Source organism: Actimicrobium antarcticum (assembly GCF_039536745.1).
In the GTDB taxonomy this organism is placed as follows: Bacteria; Pseudomonadota; Gammaproteobacteria; order Burkholderiales; family Burkholderiaceae_D; genus Actimicrobium; species Actimicrobium antarcticum.
Genome location: NZ_BAAAZE010000008.1, coordinates 269,548 through 286,609, shown reverse-complemented (window position 1 = coordinate 286,609; position 17,062 = coordinate 269,548). Strand labels below are relative to the sequence as shown.

General features: G+C 61.7%; 15 protein-coding genes. 2 read left to right on the top strand and 13 right to left on the bottom strand.

What is annotated here, in order from left to right:
• Positions 1-44 precede the first annotated feature (44 nt).
• The 6 genes from kdpC to ABD720_RS09115 form a co-directional block, all read right to left on the bottom strand.
• A complete protein-coding gene (kdpC, locus tag ABD720_RS09140) occupies positions 45-617 on the bottom strand; it encodes a potassium-transporting ATPase subunit KdpC (protein WP_344762969.1) in 573 nt (190 codons plus the stop codon).
• Positions 618-654: 37 nt separating this feature from the next.
• Positions 655-2,715, bottom strand: coding sequence for a potassium-transporting ATPase subunit KdpB (gene kdpB, locus ABD720_RS09135; protein WP_344762968.1), 2,061 nt, complete (start codon positions 2,713-2,715; stop codon positions 655-657).
• 1 nt (position 2,716) lies between these two features.
• Entirely contained in the window at positions 2,717-4,519 is a 1,803-nt protein-coding gene (gene kdpA, locus ABD720_RS09130; protein ID WP_344762967.1) for a potassium-transporting ATPase subunit KdpA, read from the bottom strand.
• Complete coding sequence (gene kdpF, locus ABD720_RS09125; RefSeq protein WP_344762966.1) at positions 4,519-4,617, bottom strand: K(+)-transporting ATPase subunit F; 99 nt, start codon at positions 4,615-4,617, stop codon at positions 4,519-4,521. Before kdpF ends, kdpA begins: the two co-directional genes overlap by 1 nt.
• 572 nt (positions 4,618-5,189) lie before the next feature.
• On the bottom strand, positions 5,190-5,387 hold the full coding sequence (locus ABD720_RS09120; RefSeq protein ID WP_344762965.1) for a hypothetical protein: 198 nt from the start codon (positions 5,385-5,387) through the stop codon (positions 5,190-5,192).
• A gap of 641 nt (positions 5,388-6,028) precedes the next feature.
• Positions 6,029-7,057: an AraC family transcriptional regulator gene (locus tag ABD720_RS09115; RefSeq protein WP_344762964.1), complete on the bottom strand. Its 1,029-nt coding sequence runs from the start codon at positions 7,055-7,057 to the stop codon at positions 6,029-6,031.
• A 202-nt stretch (positions 7,058-7,259) separates the two neighbouring features.
• Between ABD720_RS09115 and ABD720_RS09110 the strand changes: the two genes are divergently transcribed.
• Positions 7,260-8,453 (top strand): alkane 1-monooxygenase, encoded by a 1,194-nt coding sequence (locus tag ABD720_RS09110; protein WP_344762963.1) that lies wholly within the window; start codon positions 7,260-7,262, stop codon positions 8,451-8,453.
• Positions 8,450-10,123, top strand: coding sequence for a GMC family oxidoreductase (locus tag ABD720_RS09105; protein ID WP_344762961.1), 1,674 nt, complete (start codon positions 8,450-8,452; stop codon positions 10,121-10,123). The genes ABD720_RS09110 and ABD720_RS09105 overlap by 4 nt, the downstream gene beginning before the upstream one ends.
• On the opposite strand, the gene ABD720_RS09100 is transcribed toward ABD720_RS09105, so the two are convergent.
• The 7 genes from ABD720_RS09100 to ABD720_RS09070 all read right to left on the bottom strand — a co-directional run bounded on the left by ABD720_RS09100 (position 10,065) and on the right by ABD720_RS09070 (position 17,011).
• On the bottom strand, positions 10,065-11,327 hold the full coding sequence (locus tag ABD720_RS09100) for an AmpG family muropeptide MFS transporter (RefSeq protein WP_344762960.1): 1,263 nt from the start codon (positions 11,325-11,327) through the stop codon (positions 10,065-10,067). The two genes, ABD720_RS09105 and ABD720_RS09100, sit on opposite strands and share 59 nt — an antisense overlap.
• A complete protein-coding gene (metW, locus tag ABD720_RS09095) occupies positions 11,327-11,938 on the bottom strand; it encodes a methionine biosynthesis protein MetW (protein ID WP_344762959.1) in 612 nt (203 codons plus the stop codon). Before metW ends, ABD720_RS09100 begins: the two co-directional genes overlap by 1 nt.
• A complete protein-coding gene (metX, locus tag ABD720_RS09090) occupies positions 11,935-13,086 on the bottom strand; it encodes a homoserine O-succinyltransferase MetX (protein WP_344762958.1) in 1,152 nt (383 codons plus the stop codon). The genes metW and metX overlap by 4 nt, the downstream gene beginning before the upstream one ends.
• Positions 13,087-13,924: 838 nt before the next feature.
• A complete protein-coding gene (locus tag ABD720_RS09085; protein WP_344762957.1) occupies positions 13,925-14,110 on the bottom strand; it encodes a hypothetical protein in 186 nt (61 codons plus the stop codon).
• A 416-nt stretch (positions 14,111-14,526) separates the two neighbouring features.
• Complete coding sequence (ptsP, locus tag ABD720_RS09080) at positions 14,527-16,278, bottom strand: phosphoenolpyruvate--protein phosphotransferase (protein ID WP_344762956.1); 1,752 nt, start codon at positions 16,276-16,278, stop codon at positions 14,527-14,529.
• Between the two features lie 24 nt (positions 16,279-16,302).
• Complete coding sequence (locus ABD720_RS09075) at positions 16,303-16,572, bottom strand: HPr family phosphocarrier protein (protein ID WP_344762955.1); 270 nt, start codon at positions 16,570-16,572, stop codon at positions 16,303-16,305.
• Between the two features lie 31 nt (positions 16,573-16,603).
• Entirely contained in the window at positions 16,604-17,011 is a 408-nt protein-coding gene (locus tag ABD720_RS09070; protein WP_344762954.1) for a PTS sugar transporter subunit IIA, read from the bottom strand.
• Between the last annotated feature and the right edge of the window lie 51 nt (positions 17,012-17,062).

The following is a 17,062-nucleotide window of genomic DNA, read 5'->3' as shown; positions in this document are numbered from 1 at the left end:
AAAAAATCAGGTATGTCGAGGGTAACATCCCGTCGCCCCGGCACTTACCTGGGCCCCTGCAATGCCAGGTTCAGTGCCAGCACATTCACCACCGGTTCACCCGGTAATCCGAGGAGCGGCTTGCTCGTATTGACTTCGACCAGGCGTTGAATCCGATCGACCGGCAACCCACGCGCCCTGGCGACACGGGGCACCTGGTACAACGCCGCCGCCAGGCTGATATGCGGGTCCAGTCCACTGCCCGACGCGGTCACCAGATCCACCGGCACCAGCGCCGTGTTGCCCGGGTCTGCCGCCCGCAGCGCGTCCACGCGGCCTTTGACGGCCGCCATCAGCGCCGGATTCAGCGGTCCCAGATTGGCGCCGCCGGAGGCTGCCGCATTGTTCGGGTTGGGACTGGTGGCCGACGGCCGGCCCCAGAAGTTCCCGGGTGCGCTGAACTGCTGGCCGATCAGGGCCGAGCCGACGATCTTGCCATCGCGTTGCAGCAGACTGCCGTGCGCCTGCGCCGGAAACACGGCCTGTGCGAGGCCGGTCACCAGCAGCGGGTACGCCACGCCGGTGAGCAGTGTCAGCAATGCGAAGAGGACCAGAGCGGGACGAAGGTATGTTTTCATGGGGATTCCTTGAGAGGGGCAAAAAGCCGGTGCCGGTTCAAACCAGGTGCAACGCCACCAGCAGCAGGTCGATGACCTTGATGCCGATGAAGGGCACGATCAAACCGCCGAGACCATAGATGGCCAGATTGCGACGCAGCAGCGCCGCAGCACCGACCGGCCGGTACTTGACGCCCTTGAGCGCCAGCGGAATCAAGAACATGATGATCAGCGCATTAAAGATCACCGCCGACAGGATGGCCGAATTCGGACTGCCCAGCTGCATCACGTTCAAGGCCGCCAGCTGCGGATAGGTGCTGACAAAAATCGCCGGAATGATGGCGAAGTATTTGGCCACGTCGTTGGCGATCGAAAAGGTGGTGAGCGAACCGCGTGTCATCAGCAGCGCCTTGCCGGTCTCCACGATTTCCAGCAACTTGGTGGGGTTGGAGTCCAGGTCCACCATGTTGCCGGCCTCTTTGGCGGCCTGCGTGCCACTGTTCATGGCAACCGCCACGTCGGCCTGGGCCAGCGCGGGAGCATCGTTGGTGCCATCGCCGGTCATCGCCACCAGCCGGCCTTCGGCCTGGTACTGGCGGATCAACTTGAGCTTGTCTTCGGGCGTGGCTTCGGCCAGAAAGTCGTCGACACCAGCTTCGGCCGCGATGGCGGCGGCGGTCAGCCGGTTGTCGCCGGTGATCATCACGGTCTTGATGCCCATGCGGCGCAACTCGCCGAAACGTTCCTTGATGCCGGGCTTGACGATGTCCTTGAGCTCGACGATGCCCAGCACCCGGTTGCCGTCGGCGACCGCCAGCGGGGTGCTGCCCCGACGCGAAACATCGTCGGACGCCTGCGTCACTGCGGCCGGAACCGTGCCGCCCAGCGCGTCGATGTATTTGCGTACGGCATCGACTGCGCCTTTGCGCAAGGGCCGGGCCGTGCCATCGGCCAGCGTGACATCCACGCCGCTCATGCGGGTTTGCGCGGTGAACGGGATGTCGAGCAACGTGCCTGTCAATGGCTGTGCCGCACCCAGTCGCTGCGCCAGCGAGACGATGCTGCGACCCTCGGGTGTCTCGTCGGTCATCGAGGCTTGCACGGCACACGCGGCCAGCTGTGCCTCGGTCACACCCGGCGCCGGCAAAAAGCGCGATGCCTGACGGTTGCCGTGGGTGATCGTGCCGGTCTTGTCCAGCAACAGCACGTCGACGTCGCCGGCGGCCTCGACGGCGCGCCCGGAGGTGGCGATCACATTGGCCTGCATCATGCGGCTCATGCCGGCCACGCCGACGGCCGACAGCAAGCCGCCGATGGTGGTCGGAATCAGGCAGACCAGCAGGGCGATCAGCGCCGTCATGCCAACCACGTTGCCCGACTTGGCAGCGGCCACACTAAAAATGGAAAACGGCAGCAATGTCACGGTCACCACCAGAAACACGATGGTCAGCGCCACCAGCAAAATGGTCAGCGCAATCTCGTTGGGCGTGCGCTGGCGCTTGGCCCCTTCGACCATGCTGATCATGCGGTCCAGGAACGATTCGCCGGGGTTGACGTTGATGCGTACCACCAGCCAGTCCGATAGCACCCGCGTGCCACCGGTGACAGAGGAAAAGTCACCGCCCGACTCGCGCACCACCGGCGCCGATTCGCCGGTAATGGCGCTTTCGTCGACGGTCGCGACACCCTGAATCACCTCGCCATCGACCGGGATCATGTCACCCGCTTCGACCAGCACGACGTCACCCTTGCGCAGGTTGTCTGCCTGCTCGGGCAGGAACGGCGAACCATGCGTTGGCTCCGTGAGCTTCTTGGCCCAGGTGCTTTTCTTGAGGCCGCGCAGTGATGCCGCCTGCGCCTTGCTACGGCCTTCGGCCAGTGCTTCGGCAAAATTGGCAAACAGCACGGTGAACCAGAGCCAGGCCGAGATCGCGAAGATAAACCCCGCATCGGCCTGCGCCTGCAGGCCCAGCAGGGTGGTGGCAATGCTGCCTAAATACACCACGAACATGACCGGGTTACGCCACTGCACCCGGGGACTAAGTTTGGTGAACGAGGCCGCGATGGCAGGGCGCAGCAGCGCCGGGTCCAGCAGCGACAGCGTGGTGGATGTTTTCATGTCAGACACTTCCTTTCCACAACATCAGATGCTCCACCATCGGCCCCAGGGCCAGCGCGGGCACGTAGTTCAGCAGACCGACCAGCAACACGGTGGCGATCAATAAAAAGACAAACAGCGGGCCATGCGTGGGCATGGTTCCGGCAGTCACCGGCAAACTCTTTTTGGACGCCAGCGCACCGGCAATCGCCAGCACCGGCACGATCACCCCAAAGCGTCCCAGCCACATCACCACGCCCAGCAGCGTGTTGTAGAACGGCGTGTTGGCCGACAGGCTGGCAAATGCGCTGCCGTTGTTGTTGGCGGCAGAGCTCAGGGCATACAGAATTTCCGAAAAACCATGCGCGCCGGGGTTGCCGATACCTGCCTGCCCTGCCGTCGCTGTCACGGCGATCGCGGTCCCGGCCAGCACCAGAATCGGCGTGACCAGAATCGTGATCGAGGTCAGCTTCATCTCGTGCACCTCGATCTTCTTGCCCAGATATTCCGGCGTACGGCCGATCATCAGCCCGGCAATGAACACCGCCAGAATGGCAAAAATCAGCATGCCGTAGAGGCCACTGCCGACACCGCCAAACACCACTTCACCCAATTGCATCATGACCATCGGCACCATCCCGCCCAGCGGCGTAAATGATCCGTGCATGGCATTGACGGCACCGCACGACGCGGCGGTGGTGATGACGGCAAACAGCGTGGTGGCGTTGATGCCGAACCGGGCTTCCTTGCCTTCCATGTTGCCGCCGGCCTGCAGCGCACTGGCCGTCTGATCCACGCCCAGGCTGGACAGCAGCGGATTGCCAGCCTGCTCGGCCGGCGTGATGGCGACCACGGCGATGACAAAGATTACCGTCATGGCAGCCAGCACCGCCCAGCCGTGGCGCAGGTCGCCGACCACCCGTCCGAAGGCAAAACACAGCCCCGCCGGAATCAGAAAGATGGCCAGCATCTGCATGAAGTTGCTCAGCGCCGTCGGGTTCTCGTAGGGATGCGCCGAATTGGCATTGAAGAAGCCGCCACCATTGGTGCCCAGCATCTTGATGGCCTCTTGCGATGCCACCGGTCCCATGGCGATGGTCTGCGTCGCCGTTTGTGCGTCTTCCATCACTGCAGCACCGGCGGCGTCCTTCACTGGCTGACCATCGGCGCCCACTTTGGGCTGCTGGAACCGGCTGACTTCCAGCGTCGTCGCGGACTGGTAGGTGTCAAAATTTTGCACCACGCCCTGCCCGACCAGCAACAGCGCAAACACCAGCGACAGCGGCACCAGCAGCCAGGCCGTGATGCGCGTCACATCCACCCAGAAGTTACCGATCACGCTGGTGGAGTGCGCCGCAAATCCGCGCATCAAGGCAAAGGCCACCGCAATACCGGTAGCCGCCGACAGGAAATTCTGCACTGCCAGCGCCCCCATCTGGGTCAGGTAACTCATGCCGGACTCGCCGCCATAGCCCTGCCAGTTGGTATTGGTGACAAAACTGATGGCCGTGTTGAACGCCGAGTCCGGACTGATGGCAGCAACCGCGGCCGGGTTCAGCGGCAAACCGCCCTGCAGTCGCTGCAGCAGATAGACCGCAATCACGCCCACCAGATTTAACGCCAGCAGCGCCAGCGCGTACTCGGACCAGCGCATCGCACGGTCCGGCGAGGTGCCTGCCAGCCGGAAAAATGGCCTCTCCAGCCTGAGCAGCCATGCCGGCAACCGACCCGAGCACAGGCGTGCCAGCCAACTACCCGTTGGCCAGGCGGCAATCAGCAACATCACGAGGAACAGGCCCAGCAGGCCCATGGCGGAGGTGCTCATCAAAACTCCTCGGCGCGGATCAGCGCGTAGACCAGATACGCCAGCAGCAGCGCGGCGCACACCGCGCCGAGGCCATAAATCACGGCGAGCGGCATCATGGCCGGCCTCCGGCAGGTTGTTCCAGCCGCCCGAAGCCGCGCACCATCAGGGCAGTCACACCCCACAGCGCGAGGGCACCGATTGCAAACACAATATCCATGGCACTTCTCCTGTCAAAACGATAGGAGGAGGATATTTTTAGTGGTGTAAAAACGGGGTTGAGATTGGGGCAGCGGGTGTAAAAAAACTGTAAATGGCCGAGTCGCGAGAGTCACTGGATTTGCGGATGCCGATTGGCGCCGGAGGTTAGCTTTCTTTGCGGTTGACGGTTTGCGGTTTGCGGTTTGCGGTTTGCGGTTTGCGGTTTGCGGTTTGCGGTTTGCGGTTTGCGGTTTGCGGTAGCTAGAACGGGTTGTGCTCCGTCATGACCAAGCCGGGGGCGGCCCGGCAGCCGGTCACTTCTTTTTGCTTCGCCAAAAAGCAGTAACCAAGAAAAAGGCGACCGCAAGACCGCTGCCCTACGGGTTCCCAAAAACCGGGTACGGCAAGAGGGAAGCCCGCAAACTCGCTGCGCTCAGACAGTGCGGGCTTCTTATCCTCTTGCCGTACCCGGTTTTTGGCAGCGATCTTTTTACGCGGAATTCAAGGTCAAAACCAAACCCAGCTTTGGTAGTTGGTTAATGGTCAAGCTCGCTTTGCGCGAGAAGACTGCCTCGTCGAGATCGACATCGACTTCAAAACCAACGTCAAAACCAACGTCTAAACCAACGTCAAAACCAACGTCAAAACCAACGTCAAAACCAAAACCGACAAGGCTTTTACAAGCCATCTTTCTCGCGCAAAGCGAGCCTGGCCATCAATCAATCATCAAGGCTGGGCTTGGTTTTGACGTTGAATTCCGCATAAAAGGCCGCTGCCAAATACCGTGTCCGGGCAGGGGATAAGAGGGCCGCACTGTCTGAGCGAAGCGAGTTTGCGGCCCTCCCCCTGACCGGGCACGGTATTTGGGAACCCGAAGGGCAGCGGTCTAGCGGTCGCCTTTTTCTTGGTTACTTCATTTTGGCGAAGCAAAAAGAAGTGACCGGCTGCCGGGCCGCACCCGGCTTGGCTCCACGGAGCGCAACCCGTTTTAGCTACCCCAGACCGCAGCCCGCAACCCCCGCGTCGCCGCGACCCGCAAAACAACCAATGAAAGAAACTGGCGCTACGAGACGCCGTAATGCAGGGATGTCATTCGAATGGCAGTTTCGACCTGCAAAGCGCTCAATTCGTTTTACTTCACATCAACCCACCGCATCGCTGTCGGGTGAGGGGGGTGTGCGGCCGAACGGCTGATATCTTTCACGGCAACCTGCAGCCTATAAACGGCCGGGGTGCGAGAGTAACTGGATTTGCGGATGCCGATTGGCGCCGGAGGTTGACGATCAGGGTGAATGGCAACGATATCCGGCAACAGATCCGTTGCCAGCCTCAATGCCCGCGCTGCCGCAATCCCAGCGGCGTCGCTCCAAACCAGCGCCGCACGGTACGACTGAAGTTGGAGGTGTCGGCGTAACCGAGTTGCGCGGCGATGTCTTCGACGCTGCAGGTGGTGTGTTGCAGCAGCCAGAGGGTGCGGTCCTGGCGCGCGGTGTCCAGCAACTGCCGGAACGTGACGCCATCGGCACGCAGGCGACGCATCAGGGTGCGCGGCGTCAGGCCGACAGCGTCGGCAACATCGACCAGTTGCGGATACCGCCCGGCCGCCACCGGCACCAGCAGTGCCGCGACGCGCTGCGCCATGCTGCGACCGGCGTACTGCGCGAGCGCGCCGTCGCATTCGCCGCAGGCCATTGCGTGTGCATGGCGATCGGCACCGAGGCACGGCAAACGACAAGCATCGCGACTGACATGCAGCGCCAGCGCCGGCTGGCCGAAGCAGATGTCGACCGGCAGGTAGCGGCCGTATTGCGCGGCCCAGCGCGGGGCCGCCATCGGAATTTCCAGACGCATGCCGGTCGGCAGCTGGCCGAGCGCTGCCGCGATCAGGTGCAGCACGGCCCCCGCCATCATGTCGAGCACGAAACCACGGGCGTCGCCCCAATCAGCCTGTTCGGTCGCCTGCAACACGAGGCCGTGCGGCGTGCTCTGCAACGCCCATGAAAATGCCGGATTGCGCAAGCCGCCGTAGCGCGCCAGTACCGCCAGCAGGCCAGCGATGTCACGCGCCGTGACCGCTGCAATGCCTGGCGCCCCGTGTGCCGTGACCGGCAGGCTGGCGGCCAGGTCCAGTCCCAGCCACGGCTTGCCGGTAGCGGCAATCGCCGATGTCACCAGGCGGGTGACCGTGTCCTGCGGCAGGTTGCGGTCGTCGGTGCGCAGCGTGGCCCAGTCGAGCTGCGCGGCGGCCAGCACCCGGTCGCTATCGACCGCGGTTTGCTGCAACAGCATGCGCAATTGGCGCGCATAAATCGGCGATGTCATCGTGGTCGACCGGGGCAACGCAGTATCAGCAGGCATGGTGTCAGTAAAAAATCCGGCGGTTGTTCGAAAAGTCGGTTGTCCGGTCATCGCGCCAGTCAGTCGGCGCATAGTGCAGTTGTCACTTCAAGACGATTTTGTGGCAGCGGCGTCGGTGGCAGGCGCCTCAAAAAAGTTGCAGACTGGACTGGATCGGTGACTCAGATTACCGCGCTTTTCTACAATGATGGAGACCATCTGCATGTCAATTTCCGCTCCCGTGGCACCCTATGTGGACCACAAACGTTTTGCCTGGATACTCTCGCTGCTGATCCCGATGTCGATTGCCACCGGCCCGCTGCTGTGGCAATGGCATCCGGTGACGCTGATGCTCTGGCTACCGGTGATTTTTACCTATTGCATCGCGCCGCTGATCGACCTGGCGCTGGGTACCGATACCAGCAATCCGCCCGAAAGCGCCGTGCCGGCACTCGATGCCGATCCCTACTACCGGCGGGTCACGTTTGCACTGGTGCCGCTGTTGTGGGGCGCCTTTATCTATGCGGCCTGGTTCAGCCAGAGCGTGGTGCTGTCGTGGCAGGCGCAACTCGGACTGATTCTGGCGACCGGCGGCGTTGGCGGCTTTTGCATCAACCTCGGTCACGAGATCGGCCACAAGCGCGCCCCGCTCGAACAATGGCTGGCCAAACTGATTCTGGCACCGACGTTTTATGGCCATTTTACGGTCGAGCACAATCGCGGCCATCACCGTGACGTGGCGACACCGGATGACCCGGCGTCGTCGCGGATGGGTGAGTCGATCTGGCGCTTCATGCTGCGCGAAATGCCGGGTGCGTTCCGGCGCGCGTGGGTGCTGGAGCGGGCGCGTCTGCAGGCCGACGGCTTGCCGTTCTGGTCGTTGCACAATGTCATTCTCCAGCCGGCGCTGATCACCTTCGCGCTGTGGGGCGCACTGTGCCTGTGGCTGGGGCCGCAGGTGCTGCTGTTCCTGTTGCCGGCGGCGCTGTGGTCGAACTTTCAGCTGACTTCGGCCAATTACATCGAGCACTACGGCTTGCTGCGCCAGACAGGCCCGAACGGTCGCGTCGAAACCTGCAAGCCGCAGCATTCCTGGAACAGCAATCACGTCTTTTCGAACTGGGCCACGTTCCATCTGCAGCGCCATTCCGATCACCATGCGCATCCGCTGCGACGCTTCCAGTCGCTGCGCCATTTCGATGCCGCGCCACAGCTGCCGAACGGGTATTTCGGCATGTTCACGGTGGCCTACTTCCCGCCGCTCTGGTTTGCCATCATGGACCGGCGGCTGGTTGCTGCAGTCGGCCGCGATCCGGCCCGGATCAACTTTGCGCCCGGCCAGCGTGCCCGGCTGATGGCGCGCCACGGTCTGACCGACCACGCCGATGCAACCCTAGTAGCGAAGGAAAACACATGACTACCGAATTCGATTTCATCATCGTCGGCGGCGGTACTGCCGGCTGCGTGCTGGCTGCGCGCCTGAGTGCCGATCCCAACTACCGCGTGTGCCTGATCGAAGCCGGCGGCGAAGGTCGCGACCTGCTGATCCGCATGCCGGCCGGCGTGGTCGCGATGATGCCGGGCAAGCCAGTCAAGATCAATAACTGGGCCTATGACACGGTGCCACAACCCGGCCTGAATGGCCGCACCGGCTATCAGCCACGCGGCAAGGCACTCGGGGGATCATCGGCAATCAATGCCATGTTGTACGTGCGTGGCAACGCCGCCGATTACGACGAATGGGCCAGCCTCGGCTGCGACGGCTGGTCCTACGCCGAGGTGCTGCCATACTTCAAGAAATCGGAAAACAACCAGCGCGGTGCCAGCGCATTGCGTGGCGACAGCGGTCCACTGCAGGTGGCCGAACAGCAAAGCCCGCGCCCGGTATCCGCAGCCTTCGTGGCGGCCTGCGCCGACAACGGCATCGCCCCCAATCCCGATTACAACGGCCCCGAACAGGAAGGCGCGTTCCTGTATCAGGTCACGCAATTCCATCAGGGCGAGCGCAACGGCCAGCGCTGTTCGGCCGCCGCCGCGTATCTGCATCCGGTCATGGAGCGCAGCAACCTGACCGTGCTGACCCGGGCGCATGCGCGCCGCATCCTGTTCGATGGCAAGCAGGCGGTCGGCATCGAATACCAGCAGGACGGCAAGGTGCATCAGGTGCGGGCCAGCCGCGAAGTCGTGCTGTGCGGCGGCGCTTTCAATTCGCCGCAGTTGCTGATGCTGTCGGGAATCGGTCCGCGTGCCGAGCTGGACCGGCATGGCATCGTGCCTGTTCAGGTGCTCGAAGGCGTTGGACAGAACCTGCAGGATCATCTGGATTGCGTGATGTCGTTCCAGTCGAAAGACACCGACATGTTTGGCATCGGACTCGGTGCGCTGGTCACCCAGATCGGCGCGTACCGGCAATGGCGGCGCGACGGTACCGGCATGATGGCAACGCCGTTCGCCGAAGGCGGCGCTTTTTTCCGCTCGTCGCCCGAGGTAACCCGACCGGACCTGCAATTGCATTTTTGTATTTCGATCGTCGACGACCATGCCCGCAAGCTGCATCTGGGCTACGGCTTTTCGTGCCACGTCTGCGTGGTGCGGCCGGCCTCGCGTGGCACGGTCTTTTTACAGAGTACCGATCCGCTCGCCGCACCCGGCATCGATCCGCGCTTCCTGTCGGACCAGCGCGACCTGCAGCTACTGCTGGCGGGTACCCGCACCATGCGCAAGATCCTGAATGCACCCGCGCTGGCCGACTACCGCCACAAGGAACTGTACACGGCGGACGTGCACACCGACGCGCAGCTGGAACACTACGTGCGCACCCATTCGGACACGATTTACCACCCGGTCGGCACCTGCAAGATGGGGACCGATGCACTGGCGGTGGTGGACCCGCAATTGCGCGTGCATGGCCTGCAGCATTTGCGCGTGGTTGATGCCTCGATCATGCCGCGCCTGATCGGCGGCAATACCAACGCACCAACCTTCATGATTGCCGAAAAGGCGGCTGACATGATTCTGGCGGCGGCGCTCAGTGCTTCTGCGACCAAGGTGCGATCTTCGGCAGCAGCAGCATCCCCGGTATCGTGAGCGCGAAGCAGACAAAGAAAAACAGGAACCAGCCGGTCTCGGCAACGATGTAACCCGCCGAGGCATTGATGAAAGTGCGCGGCACCGCAGCCAGGCTGGAAAACAGCGCGTACTGGGTGGCGGTGTAGCGCGGATCGGTGGCGCGCGACAGGAAGGCGACGAACGCCGCTGCGCCCAACCCGAGGCTGCCGAACGCTTCGAATGCAATCACCGTTCCCAGCACCAGCGGATCGGGACCGACATGCGCCAGCCAGGCGAACCCGAGCACGGCCACCGCCTGGATCGCGCCGAACACCCACAGCCCGCGATTGATGCCCAGCTTGAGCATCCAGATGCCACCGACGATGCCGCCCGCGAGGCTGGCCCATAGTCCGGTGGTTTTGGCGATCACGCCGATCTGCGTCATGCTGAAACCAAGGTCGAGATAGAACTTGGTCGACAAGGCCGTGGCCATGCTGTCACCCAGCTTGAACAGAAAAATGAACGCCAGTATCCACAGCGCATTGCGCCAGCCATCGCGCGCAATGAATTCGCGGAACGGCAGCAGGACCGCCTGCGAGATATTTTTCGGCGGCGCGCCGTACAGCTCGGGCTCCTTGACCAGCAACGTGCAGATCAACCCGGGCAACATGAACGCGGCAGTAATCCAGAACACCGGTTGCCACGGCATGCGGTCCGCCAGGATCAGCGACAACGCACCCGGCACCATGCCGGCCATCTTGTAAGCATTCACATACACTGCGGCGCCGAGTCCCTGCTGGTTGTCCGGCAGGACTTCACGGCGATACGCATCCACCACGATATCCTGGCTGGCCGACAAAAACGCGACCAGGCTGGCCATCGCCGCGACCGCCGAAATTTGCGTCAGCGGGTCCAGCATGCCCATCGTGCCGATGGCAAAAAACAGCGCAGCCTGGGTCAATGCCATCCAGCCACGACGGCGTCCGAGCGAACCGAACTGGAAGCGGTCCATCAGCGGCGACCAGAGGAATTTCCAGGTGTACGGAAACATCACCAGCGCGAACAGGCCGAGCGCCTTGACGTTCAGGCCGGACGTGGCCAGCCAGGCTTGCAACAAGGACAGCAGGGTGAACAGCGGCAGGCCGGAACTGAACCCGAAGATCAGGATCGCCAGCATGCGACGGTTCATGTAATCGCGCCAGACGACGGGCTTGGCGGGGGTGTCGGGGGTGGATACGGTCATCAGGAAGACCCGGTTTTTTTCAGGCGGAATACCGCCAGACTGCCGCGCCAGTTCGGCAGGAACGTCACCGGCTGACCATCGTGCAGCGCCACGCATTCGAGTACATCGAGTCCGACCTCATTGGCCAGCTCCTCGAAATCGCTGATCGTCGCGCAGCGCAGGTTGGGCGTGTCGTACCACGCGTAAGGCAGGCTTTTGGAGACTGGCATGCGCCCGCGCAGCAATGCCAGACGATGCGGCCAATACGCAAAATTCGGGAACGAGACGATCGCTTCGCGCCCGACCCGGGCGATATCGCGCAGCACGCCTTCGACATTTTTCATCATCTGCAGCGCCGACAGGCACAGCACGGTATCGAACGCGCTATCGGCGAACATCGCCAGCCCGGCTTCCATGTCCTGCTGGATCACCGAGACGCCGCGATCGATGCAGGCCGGGATCTTGTCATCGTCGATTTCGATACCGTAGCCATGACAGCGCTTGTCGGTTTGCAGGTAGTCCAGCATCACGCCGTCGCCGCAACCGAGGTCGAGTACTTCGGTGTCGGCCCGCACCCAGTGGGCGATGAAGGCGAGGTCGGGACGCAGCCCGCTGAGTTCATTGAAATTCATGCGCGGCCTTCGGACTGGAGTGCATTCCACACTTTTTGGTAATACGAACGGACCACGTTCATGTAGCGCGTGTCGTCCTGCAGGAAGGCATCGTGACCATGCGGCGCGTCGATTTCGGCATAGGTGACACGGCGCCGGTTGTTCACCAGCGCCTGCACCATTTCGCGGCTGCGCTCGGGCGCAAAGCGCCAGTCGGTCTGGAACGACACCAGCAGAAACTCCGCTTCGGTCTTGGCCAGCGCCTTCGTCAGGTCACCGCCATAGGCGCGTGCGGGATCGAAATAGTCGAGCGCCTTGGTAATCAGCAGATAAGTATTGGCGTCGAAATAACCGGCAAACTTGTCGCCCTGGTAGCGCAGGTAGGATTCGATTTCGAAGTCCACGCCAAAGCCGAACTGGTAGTCGCCACTGCGCAGGTCGCGGCCGAATTTTTCAGCCATGTCGTCGTCCGACAGATAGGTAATGTGGCCGACCATGCGGGCCACGCGCAGGCCGTTTTTCGGCACCACGCCATGGGCATAAAAATCACCGCCATGAAAATCCGGATCGGTCAGGATGGCCTGGCGTGCCACATCATTGAAGGCGATATTTTGGGCCGACAGTTTGGGTGTGGAGGCAATCACCACGCAATGGCGCAAGCGCGACGGGAACAGCAGGGTCCAGGCCAGCGCCTGCATGCCGCCCAGCGAGCCGCCCATCACGGCGGCAAATTGTGCGATGCCGAGCGCGTCGGCGAGCAGCGCCTGCGCCTTCACCCAGTCCTCGACGGTGACGACCGGGAAGCTGGCACCGTACGGTTTGCCGGTGGCCGGATCGGGATGCATCGGGCCGGTCGAGCCGAAGCAGGAACCGAGATTGTTGACGCCGATGACGAAGAAGCGGTCGGTGTCGAGCGGCTTGCCGGGACCGACCATGTTGTCCCACCAGCCCGGACTGACTGGGGCGCCATCGACATCGGCATGCATGCCGGCGACATGGTGCGAGGCATTCAGTGCATGACAGACCAGCACCGCGTTCGAGCGCGCGGCATTGAGCGTGCCGTAGGTTTCATAGGTCAGCGAATAGCCGGCCAGCGTGGCACCGCTTTGCAGCGCCAGCGGCTGCGGGAACAGCATCGATTGAGGAGTGACGATTCCGAGGGATTTCATGATGGACAGTATGCGATGGCCGATGGCCCGCGCAGAAAAACTCCTTGCATGACATTGAAGGGGGAGCGGTCGGAAAGGGGATCAGCGGCAGCGCAATAAAAAAGCCCGATGGGCAAATCGGGCTAAGTCGGGGCTTGGATGCAAGCGCGCTTTAGCCGTATTTTTTACGCGCCCGCAAGCTGATCTCAAATCGGCGCCAAGCCCAAAGAATAACCAAGTCGCCGGGTTGCGTCAAACGGGCGGGACGACGCGCTTGCGGACTGTGTAGTGCACCCTTGCGATCAGGCAAAAACCCATTTCAGCTACCGAACGCCATACCCTAACTTGACGCAATGAAAAAAACTGGCGGTACGAGACGCCGTAATGCAGGGATGTCTTCGAATGGCAGTTTCGACCTGTAAAGCGCTCAATTCGTTTTACTTCACATCAACCCACCGCATCGCTGTCGGGCGAGGGGGGTGTACGGCCGAATGGCTGATATCTTTCACGGCAACCTACGAGCTGAAAGTCGCAACATGCGGTTAGCTTTCTTTGAGGTTGACGGTTTGCGGTTTGCGGTTTGCGGTTTGCGGTTTGCGGTTTGCGGTTTGCGGTTTGCGGTTTGCGGTAGCTAGAACGGGTTGCGCTCCGTGGAGCCAAGCCGGGGGCGGCCCGGCAGCCGGTCACTTCTTTTTGCTTCGCCAAAAAGCAGTAACCAAGAAAAAGGCGACCGCAAGACCGCTGCCCTGCGGGTTCCCAAAAACCGGGTACGGCAAGAGGGAAGCCCGCAAACTCGCTGCGCTCAGACAGTGCGGGCTTCTTATCCTCTTGCCGTACCCGGTTTTTGGCAGCGATCTTTTTATGCGGAATTCAACGTCAAGACCAAGCCCAGCCTTGGTAATTGATTGATGGTCGTGCTCGCTTTGCGCGAGAAAACTTCCTCGTCGTGATCGACATCGACTTCAAAACCAACGTCAAAACCAACGTCAAAACCAACGTCAAAACCAACGTCAAACTCAAAACCGACAAGGCTTTTACAAGCCATCTTTCTCGCGCAAAGCGAGCTTGGCCATCAACCAATTTCCAAGGCTGGGCTTGGTCTTGACCTTGAATTCCGCATAAAAGGCCGCTGCCAAATACCGTGTCCGGGCAGGGGATAAGAGGGCCGCACTGTCTGAGCGTAGCGAGTTTGCGGCCCTCCCCCTGACCGGGCACGGTATTTGGGAACCCGCAGGGCAGCGGTCTAGCGGTCGCCTTTTTTTGCTTACTTTATTTGGCGAAGCAAAAAAAGTGAGCGGCTGCCGGGCCGCACCCGGCTTGGCTCCACGGAGCGCAACCGTTTTAGCTACCGCAGACCGCGCGTCGCGGCGACCCGCAAAGGAACCTGACGCATGTTGGGCTTCGCTGCCCAACCTACAGACGGTGGTTCTGGTGGCCGGCCGCCGGGCCGCCCGGGCTTGGTCACAACGCCGCCAGTCGCTCCACACCCTCGGCAATCGCACCCGGCTCGATGGCCCGCAGGATTTTTCTGGTTTGCGGCATCAGCAGGCGCAGGTCACTGTTGAGTACTTCCTGCTTGACCGGCAACAGCCGCGACGGATGCATCGAAAATTCACGCAAGCCCATGCCGAGCAGCAGCCGGGTCAGGCGGGTGTCGCCGGCCATCTCGCCGCACACGGCCACCGGCACGCCGTACTTGGCACCCATCTTGATGGTGCTCGACAACAGGTACAGGATGGCGGGATGCAGCGGGTTATACAAATGCGCGACTTCGTGATCGACGCGATCGATCGCCAGCGTGTACTGGATCAGGTCATTGGTCCCGATCGACAGGAAATCCAGGCGCTTGATAAACAGCGGCAACGTCAGCGCCGCTGCCGGGATTTCGATCATTGCACCGATCTCGATGGCTTCGTCGAATTTTTTGTTGGCGGTACGTAATTGCGTTTTGGCCTGCGCGATCATTTGCAGCGTCTGGTCAATCTCGACCGCATGCGAGAGCATCGGAATGAGCAAGCGGATCGGGCCAAAGGCCGATGCCCGCAAAATCGCCCGCAACTGCATCAGGAACATTTGCGGCTCGGCCAGGCAATAGCGGATCGCGCGTAATCCCAGTGCCGGATTGAGTGCGGTTTGCTCGGCCATGTCGAGCGGTTTGTCGGCACCGGTGTCGAGCGTGCGGATCGTCACCGGACGGCCTTTCATGTTCACGACGGCCTTGCGGTAGGACTCGAATTGCTCGTCTTCGGTCGGCAATTTGTTGTGATAACCGGTGCGTCCCATGAACAGGAATTCGGAACGGAACAAGCCGACTCCGCTGGCGCCGGCGTCCAGTGCGGCGGCACAATCCTCGGGCAGTTCGATATTGGCCATCAGCATGATCGGGGTGCCGTCGATGGTGACGGCGGGCGTTTTTTTCAGCTTGCCGAGTTTTTTGCGGTCACGGATCTGACGTGCCTGACGTTCGCGATACTGCTCCAGCACCTGCGGCGCCGGATCAACGATCACGACCCCGGCATCGCCATCGATGATGACCCAGTCATCCTGGCTGATCAGCGCCGAGGCATTGAACATGCCGACGGCAGCGGGGATGTCCAGGCTGCGCGCCACGATGGCGGTATGCGAATTCTGGCCACCGACGTCGGTGACGAATCCGGCAAAGGAACGGTCGCGGAACTGCAGCATGTCGGCCGGCGAGATGTCGTGCGCCACGACGATCATGTGCGCGACTTTTTCTTCGCCGCTTTTGATCGGCGGCAGTTCGGTGGCGGTGCCGGTCAGTACCTTGAGAACGCGCTCGCCGACCTGCTGGATGTCGACCTTGCGCTCGCGCAGATAGGGGTCTTCGACTTCATCGAATTGTGCTGACAGTTCATCGATCTGCGTGACCAGTGCCCACTCGGCGTTGTAGTAGCGATTGCGGATGATGTTGAGCGGCACTTCGGACAGCATCGGGTCCGACAGGATCAGAACATGGACATCGATGAACGCACCCAGTTCTGCCGGGGCATCCTTGGGCAGATCGCTCCAGATGGCTTGCAGTTCCTTGTGGACGGTGTGGATGGCGTTTTGCAGGCGCGCGACTTCGGCTTCCATCTGATCCTGCTCGATCAGATAGTGCTTGACCTCAAGTGCAGCGGCCTTGAGCAGGTGCGCGCGCCCGATCGCAATGCCGCGCGAAACCGAAATGCCATGAAGCGTAAAAGATGCCATCTGGTTCAGTCTTCACTAAAAGGGTTATTCACCTTCGCCGAACTTGTTGTTGATCAGCTCTTGCAACGCGTCGAAGCATTCCTGTTCATCGGATCCGCTGGTTTCGAGCATGACCCTGGCACCTTTTCCGGCGGCCAGCATCATGACGCCCATGATCGATTTGGCATTGACGCGTCGCTTGTTGCGCGTCATCCAGACTTCACTCTGGAACTTGGCAGCGAGTTGCGTCAGCTTGGCCGAGGCACGCGCATGCAGGCCCAGTTTGTTGATAATTTCAAGTTCTTGCTGGATCATTGTCGGGTCTTGGAGTGGTGTAGTGATGGGACTAGTTGGGGGAAATCCGTACCCGGTTGTCGACCCGGACCGCACCGCTCTGGCCGCCGGCCAGTGCCATCTCGACCACCACATCGAGCGTGTCGTTGCGATACGTCAGGGCTCGCAATAGCATCGGCAAGCTGATGCCGGCAATGACTTCGACGCGGCCCGGATCATGCAGCGGCAGCGTGCAGTTCGATGGCGTTCCACCCATGACATCGGTGATGACCAGCACGCCAGCGCCGCCATCGAGCCGTTCGATGACCGCCCTGGCCATGCGCTTGACCTCGGCCGGGTCCTGGTCGGCGCAGACATCGACGGCTTCAAGCCGCTCGGGACGCGCCCGGAAGACATGCGACGCTGCGTCGATGAAGGCCTGGCCGAGCGGCGCATGGGTCAAGAGAAGAATACCAACCATAAGATTGTTCCGAAAACCTAATAAGAAATCATCGCAGATGCAGAGCCGACT

Bases quoted from the DNA above. Each gene is read 5' to 3' on its own strand.
- ABD720_RS09110 (WP_344762963.1), top strand. From the start codon at position 7,260: ATGTCAATTTCCGCTCCCGTGGCACCCTATGTGGACCACAAACGTTTT.
- kdpA (WP_344762967.1), bottom strand. From the start codon at position 4,519: ATGAGCACCTCCGCCATGGGCCTGCTGGGCCTGTTCCTCGTGATGTTG.
- metX (WP_344762958.1), bottom strand. From the start codon at position 13,086: ATGAAATCCCTCGGAATCGTCACTCCTCAATCGATGCTGTTCCCGCAG.
- ABD720_RS09115 (WP_344762964.1), bottom strand. From the start codon at position 7,057: ATGCCTGCTGATACTGCGTTGCCCCGGTCGACCACGATGACATCGCCG.
- metW (WP_344762959.1), bottom strand. From the start codon at position 11,938: ATGAATTTCAATGAACTCAGCGGGCTGCGTCCCGACCTCGCCTTCATC.
- ABD720_RS09105 (WP_344762961.1), top strand. From the start codon at position 8,450: ATGACTACCGAATTCGATTTCATCATCGTCGGCGGCGGTACTGCCGGC.
- ABD720_RS09085 (WP_344762957.1), bottom strand. From the start codon at position 14,110: ATGGCTTGTAAAAGCCTTGTCGGTTTTGAGTTTGACGTTGGTTTTGAC.
- ABD720_RS09070 (WP_344762954.1), bottom strand. From the start codon at position 17,011: ATGGTTGGTATTCTTCTCTTGACCCATGCGCCGCTCGGCCAGGCCTTC.
- kdpB (WP_344762968.1), bottom strand. From the start codon at position 2,715: ATGAAAACATCCACCACGCTGTCGCTGCTGGACCCGGCGCTGCTGCGC.
- ABD720_RS09100 (WP_344762960.1), bottom strand. From the start codon at position 11,327: ATGACCGTATCCACCCCCGACACCCCCGCCAAGCCCGTCGTCTGGCGC.
- kdpC (WP_344762969.1), bottom strand. From the start codon at position 617: ATGAAAACATACCTTCGTCCCGCTCTGGTCCTCTTCGCATTGCTGACA.
- ABD720_RS09120 (WP_344762965.1), bottom strand. From the start codon at position 5,387: ATGGCTTGTAAAAGCCTTGTCGGTTTTGGTTTTGACGTTGGTTTTGAC.
- ABD720_RS09075 (WP_344762955.1), bottom strand. From the start codon at position 16,572: ATGATCCAGCAAGAACTTGAAATTATCAACAAACTGGGCCTGCATGCG.
- ptsP (WP_344762956.1), bottom strand. From the start codon at position 16,278: ATGGCATCTTTTACGCTTCATGGCATTTCGGTTTCGCGCGGCATTGCG.
- kdpF (WP_344762966.1), bottom strand. From the start codon at position 4,617: ATGATGCCGCTCGCCGTGATTTATGGCCTCGGCGCGGTGTGCGCCGCG.